General features: G+C 33.7%; 18 protein-coding genes. 10 read left to right on the top strand and 8 right to left on the bottom strand.

Annotated elements, in window-relative coordinates:
- Positions 1–56: 56 nt before the first annotated feature.
- Complete coding sequence (locus DMB71_RS18555) at positions 57–977, bottom strand: GumC domain-containing protein (RefSeq protein ID WP_111368796.1); 921 nt, start codon at positions 975–977, stop codon at positions 57–59.
- Between the two features lie 332 nt (positions 978–1,309).
- Between DMB71_RS18555 and DMB71_RS18550 the strand changes: the two genes are divergently transcribed.
- The 4 genes from DMB71_RS18550 (at position 1,310) to sufD (ending at position 5,469) form a co-directional block, all read left to right on the top strand.
- A complete protein-coding gene (locus tag DMB71_RS18550; RefSeq protein WP_008466073.1) occupies positions 1,310–1,639 on the top strand; it encodes a HesB/IscA family protein in 330 nt (109 codons plus the stop codon).
- 91 nt (positions 1,640–1,730) lie between these two features.
- Positions 1,731–3,179 (top strand): Fe-S cluster assembly protein SufB, encoded by a 1,449-nt coding sequence (gene sufB, locus DMB71_RS18545; RefSeq protein WP_111368794.1) that lies wholly within the window; start codon positions 1,731–1,733, stop codon positions 3,177–3,179.
- 160 nt (positions 3,180–3,339) lie between these two features.
- Positions 3,340–4,086 (top strand): Fe-S cluster assembly ATPase SufC, encoded by a 747-nt coding sequence (gene sufC, locus DMB71_RS18540; protein WP_008466070.1) that lies wholly within the window; start codon positions 3,340–3,342, stop codon positions 4,084–4,086.
- Positions 4,087–4,152: 66 nt separating this feature from the next.
- A complete protein-coding gene (gene sufD / locus DMB71_RS18535) occupies positions 4,153–5,469 on the top strand; it encodes a Fe-S cluster assembly protein SufD (protein WP_111368792.1) in 1,317 nt (438 codons plus the stop codon).
- 181 nt (positions 5,470–5,650) lie between these two features.
- On the opposite strand, the gene DMB71_RS18530 is transcribed toward sufD, so the two are convergent.
- Positions 5,651–7,000, bottom strand: coding sequence for a serine hydrolase domain-containing protein (locus tag DMB71_RS18530; RefSeq protein ID WP_111368790.1), 1,350 nt, complete (start codon positions 6,998–7,000; stop codon positions 5,651–5,653).
- 219 nt (positions 7,001–7,219) lie between these two features.
- Between DMB71_RS18530 and DMB71_RS18525 the strand changes: the two genes are divergently transcribed.
- The 6 genes from DMB71_RS18525 (at position 7,220) to DMB71_RS18500 (ending at position 11,356) form a co-directional block, all read left to right on the top strand.
- Positions 7,220–8,434: an aminotransferase class V-fold PLP-dependent enzyme gene (locus DMB71_RS18525; protein WP_111368788.1), complete on the top strand. Its 1,215-nt coding sequence runs from the start codon at positions 7,220–7,222 to the stop codon at positions 8,432–8,434.
- A 12-nt stretch (positions 8,435–8,446) separates the two neighbouring features.
- Complete coding sequence (locus DMB71_RS18520; RefSeq protein ID WP_111368787.1) at positions 8,447–8,872, top strand: hypothetical protein; 426 nt, start codon at positions 8,447–8,449, stop codon at positions 8,870–8,872.
- A gap of 2 nt (positions 8,873–8,874) precedes the next feature.
- The gene (locus DMB71_RS18515) at positions 8,875–9,300 is read left to right on the top strand and encodes a SufE family protein (RefSeq protein ID WP_111368785.1); all 426 of its coding nucleotides are present in this window, start codon (positions 8,875–8,877) and stop codon (positions 9,298–9,300) included.
- Positions 9,301–9,425: 125 nt separating this feature from the next.
- Complete coding sequence (locus tag DMB71_RS18510; protein ID WP_008466058.1) at positions 9,426–9,749, top strand: SUF system Fe-S cluster assembly protein; 324 nt, start codon at positions 9,426–9,428, stop codon at positions 9,747–9,749.
- Between the two features lie 67 nt (positions 9,750–9,816).
- Positions 9,817–10,326 (top strand): DUF2480 family protein, encoded by a 510-nt coding sequence (locus DMB71_RS18505; protein ID WP_111368783.1) that lies wholly within the window; start codon positions 9,817–9,819, stop codon positions 10,324–10,326.
- 79 nt (positions 10,327–10,405) lie between these two features.
- Complete coding sequence (locus tag DMB71_RS18500; protein WP_111368782.1) at positions 10,406–11,356, top strand: DUF3078 domain-containing protein; 951 nt, start codon at positions 10,406–10,408, stop codon at positions 11,354–11,356.
- Positions 11,357–11,406: 50 nt separating this feature from the next.
- Here the strand turns inward: DMB71_RS18500 and hflX are convergent, their stop codons facing one another.
- The 6 genes from hflX to DMB71_RS18470 all read right to left on the bottom strand — a co-directional run bounded on the left by hflX (position 11,407) and on the right by DMB71_RS18470 (position 20,845).
- A complete protein-coding gene (hflX, locus tag DMB71_RS18495) occupies positions 11,407–12,639 on the bottom strand; it encodes a GTPase HflX (RefSeq protein ID WP_111368780.1) in 1,233 nt (410 codons plus the stop codon).
- 168 nt (positions 12,640–12,807) lie between these two features.
- The gene (locus DMB71_RS18490) at positions 12,808–13,665 is read right to left on the bottom strand and encodes a hypothetical protein (protein ID WP_111368779.1); all 858 of its coding nucleotides are present in this window, start codon (positions 13,663–13,665) and stop codon (positions 12,808–12,810) included.
- 137 nt (positions 13,666–13,802) lie between these two features.
- A complete protein-coding gene (locus DMB71_RS18485) occupies positions 13,803–15,137 on the bottom strand; it encodes a DUF5689 domain-containing protein (protein ID WP_111368777.1) in 1,335 nt (444 codons plus the stop codon).
- Positions 15,138–15,156: 19 nt separating this feature from the next.
- The gene (locus DMB71_RS18480; RefSeq protein ID WP_111368776.1) at positions 15,157–17,976 is read right to left on the bottom strand and encodes a TonB-dependent receptor; all 2,820 of its coding nucleotides are present in this window, start codon (positions 17,974–17,976) and stop codon (positions 15,157–15,159) included.
- Between the two features lie 193 nt (positions 17,977–18,169).
- On the bottom strand, positions 18,170–19,390 hold the full coding sequence (locus DMB71_RS18475) for an MFS transporter (RefSeq protein ID WP_111368943.1): 1,221 nt from the start codon (positions 19,388–19,390) through the stop codon (positions 18,170–18,172).
- Between the two features lie 411 nt (positions 19,391–19,801).
- Positions 19,802–20,845 carry a Gfo/Idh/MocA family oxidoreductase gene (locus DMB71_RS18470; protein WP_111368941.1) on the bottom strand — a complete coding sequence of 348 codons (1,044 nt, stop codon included), beginning with the start codon at positions 20,843–20,845 and terminating at the stop codon, positions 19,802–19,804.
- Positions 20,846–20,888 lie beyond the last annotated feature (43 nt).

Here is a 20,888-nt window from a genome sequence, read left to right as displayed (position 1 = left end):
GAACAAAGCTAGAAAATTCAAACTCCTTTTGCTAAATTTTAAAGTCAAAAAAACTTTTATTCTAATGTAACCGAAGTGCTTCCCATTATTTCCTGCTTATCAAAGTAATTCACAAAATAAGTTCCTTTCTTAAACTGGTCCGCATTTAAAATTCCGTACGCATTTACCGATTTACCCTGAAAATCGGTGCTTACTATAAAACTGTAAACAAGTGCTTTATCATTGCCAAATTCAATAAGCTTATTATCGCCCAGAACGGTGTTTTTCTGATCTAAAACCTGAACATAAAAAACTTTTCTTCCTGTTTTTGCGACTGCATTTCCGTTAACGGTAAAGCTAATTTTTAATTTTTTTGTATTCTTTGCTTTTGTTGTTTCCAGTTCAGCTCCAGAGTTTTTTTCACGAAGTGCAATTGCTTTAAAATTGCTTAGATACAATTTTGAAGCATCTTTTAAAGTCGATTCTAACTTTTTTTGTTTAGAAACCAATGTGTCGTTTTCCATCTTTTGTTTATACATGACAACATTCTGGCTTTCAATTTCGGTCAATAAATTTTTATTTTGAGATTTCAGTTTTTTAATTTCCTGAACTCTGCTTTCTAATGATGCATTCAAATCTGAAAGCTGATTTCGATAAACTTTAATCTGCTCCGCCGATGGATTATTAGAAGCTTTAATAATTGCGACTAAGTTCTCAACATTTTTACGCTCTAACTCTAATTCTTTAGATAAAGCTGTTTTTTCTAAAATAGCCTGATCGTATGCATTTTTTAACGTATTTAAAGAATCTAAAATATTCTTTTGCTCACTTGTTTCTTTACTTTCAAATGAGATTATTTTGGCAATACTTTCCTTTTTACCTTCACTATTATTTTTATCAGGTTCACTGCTAAAAACCAAGACTACAGCACCTACTCCTAAAACAAAAATTAAAGCAAACAAGGGTTTAAACCACTTTATTTCATTTTGTTTTTTCATAATTACTCCTAATTTTCTGCAAAAATATTGAATAAAATATGGTTATAATCAGTAGAAATACTTGTTTTTTAACATTTAGGAGCGATATTTGCAGCTTAATTCTAAAGAAAGTTTCTTTTGGAAATTTTAGAACTGTTTTTAGGATCGATTTTGTCAAAATAAGTATTATCTATTTTCACATTTGTTATAATAATGTGAACCGTTATGGAAAAAGGTTTTTAAGTCGTATCTTTGCAGACAATTTCTATTTAACATTGAAAATTAGCGTTTTAAATCTGTAATATTTTTTATACAGAAGTAAAATGTTCTTTAAAAACAAACATCTAAGAACCATGATAAAAGTTTCTGATACTGCCAAAAAGAAAATCATCGACTTAATGAAAGACGACGGTTTTGATGCTGCGCACGACTACGTAAGAGTTGGTGTTAAAAGCGGCGGATGCTCTGGTTTATCATATGAGTTAAAATTTGATAAAACCAAAAATGACGACGATAAAATATTTGTAGACAACGATATATCTATTGCTGTTGAAAAAAAATCATTCCTTTATTTAGCCGGAACAATCTTAGAATTTTCTGGCGGATTAAACGGAAAAGGTTTTGTTTTCAATAATCCTAACGCGAGCAGAACTTGCGGATGTGGAGAATCATTCTCTTTATAGTCAAAAGCCCAAAGTCATAAAGTCTTAAAAGACTGCCCAATGACTTTCAGACTTTAGACTTTAAAAACTTTTAAGACAACATTAAAATATAATGAGCAAATACACCGAAGACGATTTAAAGATCGAACTGGAAACTAAAGAATATGAGTACGGATTTTATACCAATATAGAATCTGAAACTTTCCCTATTGGCTTAAACGAAGAAATTGTAAGAGCTATTTCTCTTAAAAAAGAAGAACCTGAATGGATGACCGAATGGCGTATTGAAGCTTTCCGTGCTTGGAAAGAAATGATTGAGCCTGAGTGGGCAAACGTACGCTATGAAAAACCAGATTTTCAGGCAATTTCATATTATTCAGCTCCAAAACAAGTCGATCCTAATAAAACTCTAGACGATGTTGATCCAGAATTATTAGAGATGTACAAAAAGTTGGGAATTTCTATAGACGAACAAAAAAAGATGAACAATATCGCAATGGATATTGTAGTCGATTCTGTTTCGGTAGCAACAACTTTCAAAAAAACTTTAGCAGAAAAAGGAATTATTTTCTGTCCAATTTCTGAAGCAATTAAAGAACATCCAGAATTAGTAAAGAAATATTTAGGAACTGTTGTACCTCAAAAAGACAACTTCTATGCAGCATTAAACTCAGCGGTTTTCTCTGACGGAAGTTTCTGTTATATTCCAAAAGGCGTAAAATGTCCAATGGAACTTTCAACTTATTTTAGAATCAATCAAGCAGGAACTGGACAATTCGAAAGAACTCTAGTTATTGCTGATGAAGGAAGCTACGTTTCTTATCTTGAGGGATGTACTGCTCCAAGCCGTGATGAAAACCAATTACACGCTGCTGTGGTTGAATTGATCGCTTTGGATGATGCTGAAATTAAATATTCTACAGTTCAAAACTGGTTCCCTGGAAATAAAGAAGGAAAAGGTGGAGTTTACAACTTCGTAACCAAAAGAGGTTTATGCGAAACAAACGCTAAAATTTCTTGGACACAAGTTGAAACAGGTTCTGCTGTAACTTGGAAATATCCTTCTTGTGTATTAAAAGGAGACAATTCAGTAGGAGAATTTTATTCGATTGCTGTAACCAATAATTTCCAACAAGCTGATACTGGAACAAAAATGATCCATTTAGGAAAAAACACCAAATCGACTATTATTTCTAAAGGTATTTCGGCTGGAAAATCACAAAATAGCTACCGTGGTTTAGTGCAAATCTCGCCAAGAGCTGAGAACGCAAGAAACTTTTCTCAATGTGACTCATTATTAATGGGTAACAATTGTGGTGCGCATACTTTCCCTTACATCGAAAGTAAAAATCCAACAGCAAAAATCGAGCACGAAGCAACAACAAGTAAAATTGGAGAAGATCAAGTTTTCTATTGCAACCAAAGAGGTATTCCGACTGAAAAAGCGATTGCCTTAATTGTAAACGGTTTCAGTAAAGATGTCTTGAATAAACTTCCAATGGAATTTGCTGTGGAAGCTCAAAAACTATTAGAGATTTCTTTAGAAGGATCTGTAGGTTAAAAAAAGTTTCAGGTTTCAGGTTTCAAGTTTTTGATCCGAAACTTACTTTTGCAACCATTAAAAAAGAATTTTTATATCATATTAAAATAAAAGATTTTTCAAAGTTTCTATTTTCAGCATAACTGAGAACTTGAAACTTGAAACTTTAAACAAAAAAAAGATGTTATCAATAAAAAACCTTCACGCCGCAATTGGTGATAAAGAAATCCTTAAAGGAATTAATATAGAAGTTAAAGCTGGAGAAGTTCACGCTATCATGGGACCAAACGGTTCTGGAAAAAGTACGCTTTCTGCCGTAATTGCAGGAAACGAAAACTATGAAGTTACAGATGGTGAAGTTATTCTTGACGGAGAAGATCTTGCTGATTTAGCTCCAGAAGAAAGAGCCCACAAAGGAGTTTTCCTTTCTTTTCAATATCCTGTAGAAATTCCTGGAGTTAGCGTAACTAACTTTATGAAAACTGCGATCAACGAAACTCGTAAAGCAAACGGACAAGAAGAAATGCCAGCAAACGAAATGTTGAAAGTGATTCGTGAGAAATCTGAATTATTAGAAATCGACCGTAAATTTCTTTCTCGTTCTCTTAACGAAGGATTTTCTGGAGGAGAGAAAAAAAGAAACGAGATTTTCCAAATGGCAATGTTAGAGCCAAAATTAGCTATCCTTGACGAAACGGATTCTGGTCTTGATATCGATGCTTTAAGAATCGTTGCAAATGGTGTAAACAAATTAAAAAGCGATAAAAATGCTATTATCGTTATCACACACTACCAACGTTTGTTAGATTATATCGTTCCTGATTTCGTTCACGTTCTTTACAACGGTAGAATCGTAAAATCTGGCGGTAAAGAATTGGCTTACGAATTAGAAGAAAAAGGATACGACTGGATCAAAGCAGAAAACTAGTTTACAGTTACAGTTTACAGTTTGCAAAAACTCATAACTCATAACTCATAACTTACAACTAAAGAAATGGATTTAAAAGAAAAATTAGTATCGTCTTTTATGGCTTTTGAAGAGCGTGTCGATGTACATTCAGATTTACATGACATACGCACAAATGCTTTAAAAAACTTCGAAAATAAAGGTTTCCCAACCAAAAAAGAAGAAGCTTGGAAATACACATCGCTAAACGCCATCTTAAAAAATGACTTTACGGTTTTTCCTAAGCAGGAAAATGCAATCGAATTCAATCAAGTAAAAAAATACTTTTTACACGAAATTGACACATACAAATTAGTATTTATTGATGGTGTTTTCAGTTCGCATTTGTCTTCTACAACACATGACGGAATCGATGTTTGTTTAATGTCTTCGGCATTGACAAAACCAAAATACAAAATGGTTATTGATACGTATTTCAACCAAATTGCAAGTAAAGACGACAGCTTGACTTCATTGAATACTGCTTTTGCAATTGAAGGTGCTTTTATCAATATTCCGAAGAAAAAAGTGGCTGACAAACCAATCGAAATTATGTATTTCTCAACTGGAAATGAAGCTGCTTTAATGGTTCAGCCAAGAAACTTGGTTATTGTGGGCGAAAATTCACATGTACAAATTATTGAGCGTCACCAAAGTTTGAATGAAAATCCAGTTTTAACTAATTCGGTTACGGAGATTTTTGCTCAAAAACGTGCAATTGTTGATTATTACAAAATTCAAAACGACAATAGTGAAGCGAATTTAATTGACAACACGTATGTTTCTCAACAACAAGAAAGCCATGCTTACGTTCATACTTTCTCTTTTGGAGGAAACTTGACACGTAACAATTTGAATTTCTATCATTTTGGAGAAAGATTAACAAGTACGTTAAACGGAATTTCAATCTTAAACGACAAACAACACGTTGACCATTATACTTTGGTAAATCACGCACAACCAAATTGCGAAAGTTTCCAAGATTATAAAGGTATTTTCTCTGATCGTTCGACTGGAGTTTTCAACGGAAAAGTTTTGGTTGAAAAAGAAGCTCAAAAAACAAACGCTTTCCAAAAAAGTAACAATATTTTATTGAGCGACAAAGCTACAATCAATGCAAAACCGCAATTGGAGATTTTTGCAGATGATGTAAAATGTTCTCACGGTTGTACGGTTGGACAGCTTGACGAAACAGCAATGTTCTACATGCAGTCACGCGGAATCCCGAAAAAAGAAGCTAAAGCTTTATTGATGTACGCATTCTCAAATGCCGTAATCGAAAGCATTAAAATACCGGAATTAAAACAAAGAATTACTAAAATCATTGCTACGAAATTGGGCGTGAATTTAGGATTTGATTTGTAGTCGGGTTTTATCGCAAAGACACAAAGGTTACGCAAAGTTCGCAAAGGTTTATTACAAAACTTTGCGAATTTTGCTTTTTTGCACTCTATCCTTCCTGCGAGGTTTTCAAAACCTCATAGGTATATCATTTCCACTTGATACCTACAAGGTTTTGAAAACCTTGCAGGAGCTCAAATCTAAATTACTTATTAACAGAAGCAATCACCTCCTTCAAAAACCCATTAAAATCAAATCCAGGTTCTTCCTCTCTCACTCCCATTCTCACAATTACCATATCTTTTGATGGAATGATCGCTACCATTTGTCCTTGGTAACCACTACAGTAAAACATATCACGCGGAACATCAGGGAATTTACCTCCCGCATTTAACCAAAATTGTGCTCCGTATTTTCCATCAGAAGTATTGGTTGGAGTTGCAGTATATTTTACCCAGCTTTCATCTAGAATTTGTTCTCCGTTCCAATTTCCTTTATGAAGATATAATAATCCAAATTTTGACCAATCTCTTGGTGTTGCCCATCCGTAAGACGAACCTACAAAAGTTCCAGACATATCTTGTTCGACAATCATCGAGTTCATTCCGATTTTGTCGATTACGGCACTGTACCAGAAATCAAGATATTCTTGTTGTGTTTTAAATTGTCTTCTTAAAATTAAAGACAATAAATTGGTTGTTCCTGATGAATAATTCCAATGCGTATTGGGTTTGAATTGAGCTGGCTTTTCCAATTGCACTTTTCCCATATCTTCTGCCTGAAAAAGCATTTTGGTCGCATCGCAGATCGTACTATAATTCTCTTCCCACTCTAAACCAGAATTCATATGAAGAAGATCATTAAGTGTAATAATTTTACGTTCATCATTTTGCCATTCTGCAACTGGAGCAGGTTTGTAAATATCAATTTTTCCTTGTTTAGCCAAAACTCCAAAAGCCGAACTTGTGATACTTTTTGTCATTGACCAACCCAAGATTCTACTGTCTTTATTGAAACCTATATCGTATTTTTCAGCAATCAAATGATCTTTATACAAAACCACAACAGCACGAGTTCTTTTGATTCTTGACCCTGTTTTATCAAAAGCATTATCTACTGCTTTTTTCAATTTTGAATAATCAACATTCGAAAATGCAGTATCTTTTGGTTCGTTATTTCCGTATGGAAAAGGAAGATTGTTTTCTAGTTTTGCTCTCTTTGGAAGCAAATAAGGTTTTGCAATATCAAAATCATCATTAATCAAAGTTGCTCCAAGTCCTTCGCGGTAAATGGCTTTTCTTTCTTTCAATCCATAAACAGAAGAAATAGCATATTTTCCTGCATCATCAATGGAGTTTTTTGCTAAATCAACCAAATTGATATCATTATCGGTTTTTTGAATTAAATCCAACGGTCGATTGTCAATAAAGTGTCCAGATGCAACACTTTTGGCAGAGAAACCAGAAATCAAATCAAGCTTCGGATAAGTCGTAAATCCGAAATACAAAAAAGCAAGAACCACTATTAGCAAAAGTACTTTGAGAAATTTTTTCATGATGAGTTAGTATTTTTATTGCAATATAAATAATTTATGTTCACAATTTTAGAACTCAATTTAGAAATCTATTTCGGATAATTCAGAAAATCTTATCGATTTTTACGGAATCAGCATTTACGCTTTGTAACAATAGCACCATAAAAGGAAATTATAGATTTCCTGTATAAACAAATTTAGTTTTAGTACTTTTGTAAATAGATTTTTTCTAAATAAGACATGCTAGATATTCAAAAAATAAGAGCTGATTTCCCTATACTTTCGCAAACTGTAAACGGAAAGCCATTAGTATATTTCGACAACGGAGCTACTTCGCAAAAACCACAAGTTGTAATTGATGCTGAAGTAAAATATTATAACGAAATCAACGCTAACATTCACCGTGGTGTTCACACTTTAAGCCAGTTAGCAACTGATGCTTACGAGGTTGCTCGCGGAAAAGTAAAAAACCACATTAACGCAAAACATGCTCATGAAGTGCTTTTTACTTCGGGAACGACTCATGGAATTAACTTAGTCGCAAACGGATTTGCTTCTATTTTAAAAGCTGGTGATGAAGTTGTGGTTTCTTCATTGGAACATCATAGTAACATTGTGCCTTGGCAAATGTTATGCGAAAAAACTGGTGCTGTTTTAAGAGTTATCCCAATTGATGAAAATGGAGAATTAATCATTTCTGAATTTGATGCTTTACTTTCTGAAAAAACCAAAATTGTTACCGTAAATCATATTTCAAATGCATTGGGTGTAATCAATCCAATCAAATATATTATTGACAAAGCACATGCTGTAGGCGCTGCAGTTTTAATTGACGGTGCGCAAGCTGTTCCGCATTTAAAACCAAATGTTCAGGAATTAGATTGCGATTTTTATGCTTTTTCAGGACATAAAATGTGCGGTCCAACGGGAACTGGAATTCTTTATGGAAAAGAAGCTTGGCTAAACAAACTTCCTCCATATCAAGGCGGAGGCGAAATGATCAAAGAAGTTACTTTCGAAAAAACAACTTACGCTGATCTTCCTCATAAATTTGAAGCAGGAACGCCAAACATCGCTGGCGGAATTGTTTTAGGAACTGCGATTGATTATTTAAACGAGATTGGTTTTGATAAAATTCATGAATATGAAAATGAATTATTAGAACACGCAACAAAACGTCTTAACGAAATTGAAGGCATTAGAATTTACGGGAACACCAAAAATAAAGCTTCTGTAGTTTCGTTTAATATTGATGGAATTCACCCATATGATGTTGGTTCTATTATAGATAAATTAGGAATTGCTGTTAGAACCGGACATCATTGCGCACAACCAATCATGAATTTCTTCTGTATTCCAGGAACAATTCGTGCTTCTTTTTCTTTCTATAATACTAAAGAGGAAATCGATCAAATGGTTGATGCAGTTAAGAAAGCACAAACTATGTTAAGCTAAAAAATAAAATATATGCGAATAGTATCATTATTGCTCCTGACACTTTTTATTGCTACGGGATGCTGCAGTCAAAAAAAAGCAGACATGAAATCTACACAAATTGAATATTCTGCACTTTCACGAGGCTATTATAAAGTAATAACTGTACAAGACAAATCGGTTTCGGTTGTTAAGGAACGTAATGCTGAAGCTGTTAAAAGCAAGATTAATGATGCGAAATGGAACGAGATTGTTACAGCATATTCAAAAGTTAATTTAAACAATCTTTCTACCTTAAAAGCACCAACAGACAAACGTACTTATGACGGCGCTGCGATAGGAAATTTAAAAATAACTAAGGATGGAAAAACATACGAAACTGCAGGTTTCGACAATGGTTTTCCGCCAAAAGAAATAGAAAAACTGGTAAATTTATTAGTTGATTTTTCTAAAGAATAATTATGACGATAAAAGAAATACAAGACGAAATAATAGATGAGTTTTCAATGTTTGATGACTGGATGCAGCGTTATGAGTACATCATCGAACTAGGAAAAAGTCTTCCTTTAATTAAAGAAGAATACAAAACCGACGATAATTTAATCAAAGGCTGTCAGTCAAAAGTTTGGCTGCAAGGCGAAGAACAAGGCGATAAAATCGTTTTTACAGCTGATAGTGACGCTATTTTGACCAAAGGAATAATTGCGATTTTAATTCGTGCTTTCTCAAACCAAAAAGCAAAAGATATTCTGGAAGCTGATACTGAATTTATAGACGAAATTGGCCTAAAAGAACATTTATCTGCAACTCGTGCCAATGGTTTGGTTTCGATGATAAAAAACATCAAAATGTACGCTTTGGCTTTTGATGCAAAAACCAAAAATTAAAAAATTTTAAACCATTAAGGAAGTTTCATAAAGCTTTAAGCTTAATTTTCTAAATATTAGAAGAGAGTTAAGCACGCAGCAAAACTTAATTTTCTTAATATCTTAGTGGTAAAAACAAAAATAAAATGGAACAAGAAATAGACACAAACGAATTAGGAGAATCAATCGTAAGAGTTTTAAAAGGCATTTACGATCCTGAGATTCCTGTAGATATTTACGAATTAGGATTAATTTACGACGTAATGGTAAACACAGATTACGAGGTAAAAATCCTTATGACACTTACTTCGCCAAACTGCCCTGTTGCAGAAAGCTTGCCAAGAGAGGTAGAAGAAAAAGTAAAAGCAATTGAAAACATTAAAGATGTTGACGTTGAAATTACTTTCGATCCGCCTTGGAGCAAAGATTTAATGAGCGAAGAAGCTAAATTAGAATTAGGAATGCTTTAATATTTGTTTCAAGTTTAATGTTTCAGGTTACGTAACTTGAAACATTAAACCTGAAACCACTTTTCACATGGAAGAAATCATCAATAAAGTTGCCAATAGTGCTTTAGAAGTTTTTGATCTTGAGGATTATTATCCAAAAGGAATGCGAGTGCAGATTGACATTTCGCAATGGCTTTTGGAAGGATTTTTATTGAAAGAAAAAGACTTTAGAGAGCATCTTAAAAATCACGATTGGTCACAATATCAGGATCAATATGTTGCTGTATACTGCAGTACAGATGCTATTATTCCGGCTTGGGCTTTAATTTTAGTTGGTGTTCATCTGGCTCCTTTTGCAAAAAAAGTTGTGAACGGAACTATAGAAGATCTTGACGCCAGCCTATATGAAGAACTTTTAAGCAAAATAGATTATTCGGTTTACAAAGGAAAACCAGTCATTGTAAAAGGCTGTTCTAGAAAACCAGTTCCGATGCGCGCTTACATTTTGGCCACAAATTATTTACAGCCATTTGCTCGAAGCATTATGTATGGCGAAGCATGTTCGGCAGTACCTCTATATAAAGAATCTAAGAAATAACCTGCAATAACACTACAGCAAACCTTAACTTTCCATTGGTTTTTAGTATATTTGATTATACACTTCTAAACTAAAAACCATGAGAAAGCTAACCGTATTACTTTTCATTTTAGTAAATTTCACATTTTTACAAGCACAAAACACCGAAAAAGAACTAGCGCAAAACACCGAAAAAGCCGTAAAAAAAATCAATGACACAATTGAAAAAGAAGGTTGGAAGGCAAAAGGAACAGTATCCCTTTTATTAAACCAATCCAGTTTCAATAATTGGATCGCTGGAGGTGAAGACAGCTTTTCTGGAACACTAGGAATCAATTACGACTTCAACTACAAAAAAGACGATTTAACTTGGGATAATAAAGTTCTTGCGTACTATGGTTTGCTTCAAACTAAGAATGCCGATTTTGAAAAGAAAACAGACGATAGATTTGAGTTCAATTCTATAGTTGGAAAAAGAGCTTTTGGAGAATGGTATTACTCTTATTTCTTAAACTTTAGAACACAATTTACAACTGGATATATTTACGGACAGGATCCGAACGGAAAAGAAATAAGAACTGAAAACACCAAATTCATGTCTCCAGGTTATCTAACTACTGGACCTGGTATTTATTGGTCTAAAGATGAAAATCTTAAAATAAATTTTGCGCCGTTAACCTCAAAATTCACATTTGTAGACAAAGCTTATACGACAGCTATTGATCCTGCTACAGGTTTACCTTATCCTGATGGATATTATTTTGGTGTTGATGTCAATAAAAGCATGCGTTACGAACTTGGATTCTATGCTTCAGTCTATTACAAATTGGCCATTATGACCAATGTAACTGCCGAAAACACATTAAACTTATATTCAAATTATTTAGAAGATCCACAAAATATCGATATTAATTATTCTTTAAATATTATTATGAAAGTGAATAAATTTCTATCGGCAAACTTTTCTTTCCAAACCATCTATGACGATAATGCTTTTAAAGGTTTTCAAACCAGAGAAGTATTTGGTTTAGGAATTAATTTTGGGTTTTAATAAAATCAATAAAAAACGGCTTTCGAAAATTCTCAAAAGCCGTTTCTATTTTATTCTTCATCTTCTTTTTCAACTGCATCCTTATAATCAGGATACAAGAAATTATTATAAGGAAAACGTGTTATATGAATCTGGCGAACAGCTTCGTAAACTGTTTCTCTGAACTCTTCAAAATTCTCTTTATTCCTAGCAGAAATAAACAATGCGTTATGCTCTCCTACATTACTCATCCAAGTTTGTTTCCACTCGTCAAGTGTCCAGTGTTTTCTGGTTCTTTCGGTGATCAAATCATCTTCGTCAATCGTAAGATGTTTGTAAGCATCGATTTTATTAAAAACCATAATAGTTGGCTTGTCGTTGCTCTTGATCTCTTGTAAAGTCTTATTTACAGACTCTATATGATCTTCAAAATCAGGATGCGAAATATCTACTACATGCAGCAACAAATCGGCTTCACGAACCTCATCTAATGTACTTTTAAAAGAATCAACCAATTGCGTTGGCAATTTTCGAATAAATCCAACGGTATCAGAAAGTAAAAAAGGAAGATTTTTAATTACCACTTTTCTAACCGTTGTATCTAAAGTTGCAAATAATTTATTTTCAACAAAAACATCACTTTTACCAATTGCATTCATCAAAGTCGATTTTCCCACATTGGTATATCCAACCAAAGCTACACGAACCATTGCTCCGCGATTGCTTCGCTGAATGCTCATTTGTTTGTCGATCGTTTTGATTTTATCTTTCAATAATGAAATTCGGTCACGAACAATACGTCTATCGGTTTCAATCTCTGTTTCTCCAGGTCCACGCATACCAATACCTCCTTTTTGACGTTCAAGGTGTGTCCATAAACCAGAAAGTCTCGGTAATAAATACTGGCATTGCGCCAATTCAACCTGCGTTCTTGCATATGAAGTTTCGGCTCTCTGCGCAAAAATGTCTAGAATTAAATTGGTTCTATCTAGAATTTTACAATCAATAATTCTTGAAATGTTTTTTTGCTGTGATGGCGTTAGTTCATCATCAAAAATTACAGTCGATATTTTGTTTTCTTTTACAAAAAGATTGATGTCATCAATTTTCCCCGTACCCACAAAAGTCTTTGGATTAGGGCGTTCCATTTTTTGCGAAAAGCGTTTAATAACTTCACCTCCTGCAGTAAAAGTTAGAAACTCCAATTCGTCTAAATATTCATTTAGTTTTTCTTCACTTTGATTCTGAGTAACAATACCAACAATTACTGTTCTCTCAAAATTTATAACTTCTTTTTCTAACATAGTCTTGAATAAGGTGCAAATTTAATCATTTGTCAGCTACAATCAATTATACAATTTTGTTTTTACATTTATATTTAGAATAATACACTCAAAAAAAAAAAATGGAACCCGTCAAGATAAACTCAACAAGGTTCCACTTAATCAATAAATGGTCTAAGTTTAAAACCTTTATTCGTAAATAAAGGTTTTTTCCGTTTTCACAATTCCGTTTTCTTCTATTTGAGAGCAAGAAATCGGGTAATTTAATTTATTGTATTTGTATTTTCTACTCACCGCAACTAAAGCTGTTGATGATGGGCTGAAATTCATTTCATTATTATAAGAAATAGATTCGAACTCAAATTCTTCTTCATGATACGAAATCATTGGTACAATTACTTTGTAATTATCTCCAAAAAGACTTTGAACAATTAACTGATCAACCGATTTTTTATCATCATATGTAAATGATTTAGAGATTTTATCTCCAACCAACCCTCTGTGTCTCGATACATTATCGTTTACATAAACATATTCCAGTTTTCCAATGATGGCCTTGTTTCTATCACGTGAAGTACGTCTTACAATAATTCCGTTTTCAACAAGATACTCAATATCATCTACTAAATTCTGATGATTGGTGCTCTTTTTTGTTGTTACTTTTACTCTTGCTCCTTCGTAAACAAACGAAACAACTTTAGTAATATAATTAGGCCCTTCCTGATATTTTTTTACAAATTTGGTGATGTTGTTATCAGCGTCATAGGTATAGTTTATTACTTCTTTCCAGTCGCTTCCCACTTTATCTTTTACAGTCATGTCTAGCAATCCGTTTTTGTTGTAATAGAAATGTTGCACAACATCTGAAGTAGTAATAGTTTGAAGCTTACCCTCTTTAAAAACCATTGTTTTGTTAACAATTTCGCCGTCCTTAGAGTTTTGGTAATTTGTTTTTACAATGTTGATCTGCTTTAGCTTAACGTTGTCTTGACTGTGCATCAAGAAAGGAAACACCATCAATAAGATGGCAATAAAGTAGGTTCTCATATTTGTTTTTGTATTGATTTGGGACGACCAAAATACAAAATTCAATTAGATTTTAACAATTTGAAATACAAAAACTACAAACTTTTCAATAATACTCTAAAATTCAGATTATTAATTTTCTTTTTACAAAATACCACCTATTTTTCGCCAAATATCTTAATATCATCAACCATAAAAGCACCATTTAGTGTTTTATCTTTTCCAGATCCTATGTATTTAAAGGCTATATTTATGTTTCCAGAATAAGATGAAAGATCAATTCCTCCAGAACTGATAAACTCACGTGCAGGAGTCGAAAGCGTCGGAACTTTTGCTTCCAATTTTGTCCATTTTGCTTTGGTCACACTTGCACCATCAAAATTCGTTGAAACATAAACTTCTAATGTATTTAACGGAGAATCGATTTTTAAATCGTGTTGCGCGCTTCTAAACGAAAGTACCGCATTTTTATATCCTGATAAATTTATTTTAGGCGACACGAGCCAAGCCACATTTTCGGCAGCTGTTGTGCTTGTTGTATTAAATTCAGCATAGCCATTTCCAGAATATACCATGCTTTTCCAGAGTTTTGTTGCTTTTTCTACAATATTACTCCAGCCTGGAAGCGTAAAATTGACATTGTTTTTAACCGACTGAAAATCTTCTGAAAAAAATGGAGTATTTCTTTTTCCATTCATTACAATATCACTTTCATATCGAACCATAAATTGATAGTCAGTGCCGAACTTTGTTAGAATTCCTTTGACTTTTCCGCTTCCTTCTGGTACGGCATGATCTGCAAATTTTGCATAACTGCTTGTTCTAAAGATGATCTGATTTCCTGTTTTATCTCTCAAATACCAATTTGTTGAACCGCCAACATTATTAGATTCTTCAAAATAATGACGCCCTAATGCCGCTTCAGTAAATTCCACATCGTTTAATTCTATCAAAGTATTTAGTTTAGAATCTGAAAGAGCTTCTTCTACAGAAAGTGATTTAACCAATTGGCTCTCGTCTATATTTGTACACGAAACATTTAATACATTTTTATATTCGTTTTGAGAAATTCTACCAATTGTAGGATCACCAGCGTTACTCACATACAAACTTCCGATTCTTAAACCGCCATAATACAAATCTGTAAATTGGTTTTTAAGTTTTACAAACACTTTATTTCCCACTCGATAATCGATGTAAGTATTTGTAGCATCAACAGGAACATTAAAACCAATTACTGGTGTTTTTTCAGTTTCTTTGGTTTGCAGTGAAATTGTTTTAAAAAAATTACCTCCTTCATCACTTGAAACTACGTAAGCTTCTATAATGTCGTCATACAAATATTGCTTTGCCGTTGTTCCTGAAAGTTCATATACTTTTTCTACGCTTTTATTTACAGAAAGATTGGGCTGAGTACAAGCTAATTCTGGAGTTTCGACTTCTTTACTGCAACTAATTAGAGATATTGCAAAAATTAAAATTAGTTTTTTCATGAGAAATAGATTTTCAGTTTTATAAACCGATTGTAAGATTTAGAAAATAAGTTCGGCCATAGCCATAATAATATTTTGGCCCAAAAGAAGGTGTTCCGCTTGAGGCATCTTGATTGAGTGCTCTAAAATTGGCATTTCTTGCCTGTTCAAAACCACCAGTTTTATACATTAAATCCAAAACATTGTTTACACTGGCAAAAAGTCCCACGTATTTTTTATGGATACGCCAAGATTTTCCTCCGCTCAAATTCAATAATGTAACAGGATTAAATTTTTCTTGTTTTAGCAATTCATTTCCTCTTTCGGAAGTTGCTTCAGGAAAAGGAAAACCATTGGCTGGATTGATGTAAAATTGTGATGTTCTAGAAATTGGCGAAACATCTATATAACTTTCTGCCAAATAATTAATATTTCCACCAATCCACCAAAACTTCGGGTCACGATATTCTAACCCAAATGCATAGGCTTGCTGTGGAGTTCCCGACTGTTTGTAATTTTTTAAAAGAGCTCGTCCAAAATCAAAAGTTGTTTGTGCTCCTTCTTTTGCTCTATTGGCGTCATTTACAATTTTTACATTTGGATTACTGTTATAGATGTAATTTCCAAATGCTGCAGAAAAAGTTGTTTTTAATGTTGGCCAAATCTGATATTCAAAACTTAATTCGGCTCCAGTATTTTTCTTATCCAAATTGGTCAACGTTTGACTAACAAAAGCACTTGTTGGATCATAACTAGAACCTTTATCAAAAATTCCTTCGGCATAGAAATAAGAGGTTTTTGAAGTGTTTTTAATCAAAGAATAATAAGCCGTCAAACGCAATTTGATTTTTGCTGAGCGGTAAACATAATTTGCTTCAGCACTAGTGATATTTTCACTTTCTATTCCGTCAACGATATTATTATTTAAACGTGAATTTGAAAACGTATTTCGAAGCGAAGGCGCTCTGGTAAAATGTGCTGCATTAAAAAACAGCAATTGTTTTCCTGAAATTTTATAAGTGAAACCGCCTTTGAAGCCAAAATTCTCAAAATTTACTTTCTCGCTTTTCCCTAACGAATTTGTTGGATACAACCCGTTTTGATACAATCCTTCTCGCTGATAATCTGACATCGAATATGATTGTGCCAGGAAAAATTCTGTTTTGTTGTAGCTGAATTTAAACTGCGCAAAAACATCTAAAGTATTGGCCAGTAAATTATAATTATACCCATAAATATCTCCTTTCACGACTTGACGATTTGGATGCTGTAAATCTGATTGAGAGAGATTTCCTTTGTAAAACGGATCTATATCTTCAAAATATGCTCCGCCAAGAAGATCTAATAAATATTGAAAATTATGCGATTTTAATTTCTTAAATGTAAATCCTCCATCAAAAGAAATATTGGGAGTTATCTGCGCATTCAAATTTGAGTTTACTGCCAAAGTCTGATCATCTGTTCTGTCTTCGTAAAGCACGTAATGGCTCTGCGCACGCTCATAACCATTCTGTCCTATCTTTTGGTTAGCAAAATACATTTCGTTCCAATTGATCTGTGGACTAGTCAGAAATGCTATTTTGCTTTTCTCTGCATTTTCATAATCTGGAGTAAATTCGCCTGAAAACTCACCCTGATCTTTAGCATAAAGCGAACTAAAATAGCTTGGCATTTTTTTATAATAAACAGGATCTGGACTATTTGCATTTTGGTAATCGATATTGCTGTTTCCAACTTTCCCAAATTGATACATAATTGCAGAATTCAGATTGGTTTTATCATCAATTTTAAAGTAATGGTTCAACATAAAGAGCGGTTCTTCTACATTTTTTACTCTTGCATTTCGCTTTTTGCCGTTCTGAAATCCCCAGTACGAATTGTACTTTTCCCCCATTAAATCGGTAACCTCAGCGGTATTAGAAGAATTTTTTCCGCGAGAATTAGGTGTATAAAATCCTGTAAAATTGAGAGAATGTTTGCTGTTTAATTTCTTTTCGACACTAAGAAAAAAAGAATCAGCATCGAAATTTGTTCCATCAAAATAACCTTCATCAGCCCAACGTTTTCCTGCCGAAACAGCAAAAGCCCAACCAGAGGCACTCATTCCTGATGCATAAGTTCCTATTGCCCGCCATAAATAAGTCGTATTACTTCCAGAAAACGTTAGTGATGTTCCTTTTCTATACAAAGAAGCGCGTGTAAAAATCTGTTGTGTGCCTAAAACTCCTCCGAAAGTATAATTGGAAGCTGTTGTTCCAACTGAAAATTCCTGATTTCGAAGTACATTGTTTAAACCTCCCCAGTTTCCCCATTGCGGTCTACCATCGTAAATTTTATTCATTGACATTCCGTTGAGCATTGTGATTGCATTTTCGCTGTCTAAACCACGCATACGAAATCTAGCTTGTCCCCAATTGAATGCCGATGCCTGCATAAAAGCATCTCTCGACGATTGTAAAAGTCCTGAAGTCATTTCAGACGAACTATTATCATCTGAGAAATCGCTGTCTGATAAAGTGATTAATGCAGCAGGAACCTCATCTGAATAAGTGTCTTCTAATTGTAATATTCCGAGATTAATATTTTGTCCAGCATTGGACTTTACTTTCAAAAGGAAATCTTTGTATCCCTGGCTTCTAAGTAATAGCAATTGTTCTTTTTGAGGAAAAATATGAAGTTCGAATTTTCCTGATTTTGAAGTAAGCTGCATCACAGCCGTGTTCTGTATCGTAACCACTACATTCTCCAGAGGATTCTGCGTTCGGGAATCAATAACAATTCCTGTTACTGTTATTTCTTGTTGTGCAAAAGCAAAATTAAAGAACCAAAAAATAAAGAAGACTGCGTATTTTTTTACCATTAAAACCTATTATTAACTTTAAAATTTTCGAGGATGATAATCCTTAATTCAAAAGATAAAATTGGTTTTTGGAAAAAAGAGCTTTTTAAAAACTCAAGCTATTGCTTAAATTCAAATGTAGGCAAAATATTTAAAAAACAAATAAATTCTTACAAAATTAATCGCTTTTAATAAATATTAATCAAAAACTGAGTTATGCTGACGTTCTAATTTTAGAAACCATAAAGGCAATCAGAACGCCAAAAATTCCGATAAAGGCAAAAGAAAACTGCAGACCAAAATTTTGCGCAATATGTCCAATTACTGGCGGTCCCATTAAGAAACCAAGGAAACTTACACTAGAAACAATCGTTAAAGCTTCTCCAGCAGGAACGGTCGGGTTTTTACCAGCAATACTGTAAACTGTAGGTACAATTGTTGCAACACCCAAACCAACAAACATAAAGGCAATAGTACACGGAATGATATAAGGAAGAAAAACAGCCGTAAAAAGTCCAGCCGAAATCATAACTCCGCTAATCTGCATAACGCGTTCGCGCCCAAATTTATTAATTAATCCGTCGCCAAGAAATCTTCCGCTAGCCATCATAATCATAAAAGAAGTGTAGCCTAAAACCACCAACGGTCCAGGTGCTTTTACAATCTCTTTAAAGTAAACACCGCTCCAATCGAACATAACGCCTTCACTAGCCATACTGCAGAATCCTATAACGCCCAACCAAAGCAAAGCTGTATCTGGTTTTACGAATAGTTTTTTACCTTCTTCTTTTGGTTTCTTTTTTTCTTTGGCTCTAACCAAAAATTTAAAGTTAAAGGCTACCATCAATAAAACAATTACAGCTACAATTATAAAATGATGCAACGGACTCAGTTTTAAAGCCAGCATTCCGAGACCTACCAGCGCGCCAGTAAATCCGGCAAAACTCCACATACCGTGAAAAGAAGACATGATCGTTTTTTTAAATAAAACTTCGGTATAAACGCCTTGCGTGTTTACGGCAATATTAGCTAAGTTTCCGAACACACCAAATAAAAATAATCCTAATGATAATTGCAATGATGTTGTTGCCAAACCTAAATTGATTAAACACAAAACATACATTATTAAAGAGAAAATCAGAATACGGTGGCTACCGAATTTGGTTACCATTTTTCCTGAAAAGGGCATAATAATCAATTGCCCAACTGGAAGCGCAAAAAGTATAGAACCCAAATCGCCTTCTGTTAGATGCAAAGCAGATTTGATATCTGGAATTCTGCTCGCCCATGTGGCAAAACTCAAACCCATTCCGAAATAAAACATTCCAACAGCAAAACGAATGCGATTTAAATACGAAGCTTTGGCTTCTCTAAATACTTTCTTGATTTTGGCTTTGGTCTGAAAAAGCGATAATGGATTAATGTTTATCAGCATATTGAATTTTATTGGAATGTTGTCAAAAATACTAAAAACGCTGGTCAAAGCGTACAAAGCCTAAGGTTATACACAATATACAACGTTATTGTTTATAAATTAAAAGGTTTACAATTGAATTCTTATAATTAAAATTACAACATTTCGAGTTTAGTAGAATTATAATCTTCTTCATTTTTTTTATTGAAGTAAAGGCAAGGGCTTATAAAAAGTATTAGCAAAAACCCCAGAGGGGTAAAATATTTATAGAATTTCAATAAACCAAATGAAAAAAAGCTCTGGAGGAGTGACATATATTGCTGCATGTCACTCCTCCGGAGCTTTAATATGATATTATTTATTCTTAGCTATAAATATTTTGCTTCTCTGAAGCTTACAAAATAAGAGAATAACCTTTTAAGACGCACATCTTTATTGTATACCTATTACTTTTTGTTGTGCATTACTCGCAATTGCGGCTTCTATCACTTGCATCACTTTTACGCCTTCATCTGCTGTAACTGGTTCTTTTTTATTGTTTGCAATAGAATCGTAAACTCCATCGAAGAAACTGAAATAATTGCCTTGAAGCGTTGGTATTTTTTCTCTCACAATCTTACCGTCAATTTCTGTGTGCAAAAGTCCCTGCAAACTTTCATCTTCTGTTCCCCAAGAATCTAGGTTTGGCTTTTTGCCAATTTTCAATTCATCTTCCTGCACATCTCCACGAGGTTTTAAGAAAGAGCCTTTTTTTCCATGCACCGTATACGCTGGATTGGCTTCTCTCACAAAAAATCCCGCTTTTAAACGGACTCTGAAATTAGAATAAAACAAAGTCAAATCTATCCAGTCGTCTACAACAGAGTTTTCTCTCGTTACGCGAATATCTCCAAAAACAGCTTTCGGGCATCCAAAAAGACTTATTGCCTGATCTATAATATGAGGACCTAAATCTTTTAGAACTCCTGCACCATCATTGGCTGTTTCTTTATGCGCTTTCGGACTCAATAACGGATTATATCTGTCAAAGTGAAATTCGGCCTCAACCAAATCTCCTAAAACTCCGTCTTCAATTACTTTTTTTACGGTTTTAAAATCGCTGTCCCATCTTCTATTCTGAAAAACAGCCAATTTCAAACCTTTTTCTTTGGCAATTTTAGCCAATTCTTTTGCTTCGGCGGCTGTTGTGGTAAACGCTTTTTCTACAACGGCATGTTTTCCTGCCAAAAGCACTTTTTTGGCATATTCGTAATGCGTTCCAACTGGCGTGTTTACAATTACCAAATCGACATCATCACTTAATAATTCGTCTATCGAAGCGTAGCTTTTTACGTATGGATAATCTTCTTGAATCAGCTTTTTACTTCTTTCCCAAGAACCTAATAATTCAAATCCTTCATGAATATCTAAAAATGGAGCGTGGAAAACTTTCCCCGACATTCCGTATGATAATAGTGCTGTCTTTATTTTTTGCATCTTATTTTGTTTTTTTTGCCACAGATTAATGTGATTAAAAAGG

Origin of the sequence: Flavobacterium tistrianum, assembly GCF_003254545.1 — a bacterium.
Classification (GTDB): Bacteria; Bacteroidota; Bacteroidia; order Flavobacteriales; family Flavobacteriaceae; genus Flavobacterium; species Flavobacterium tistrianum.
Note: the sequence above shows the minus strand (reverse complement) of the source record. Positions and strands in the feature narration are given on the sequence as shown.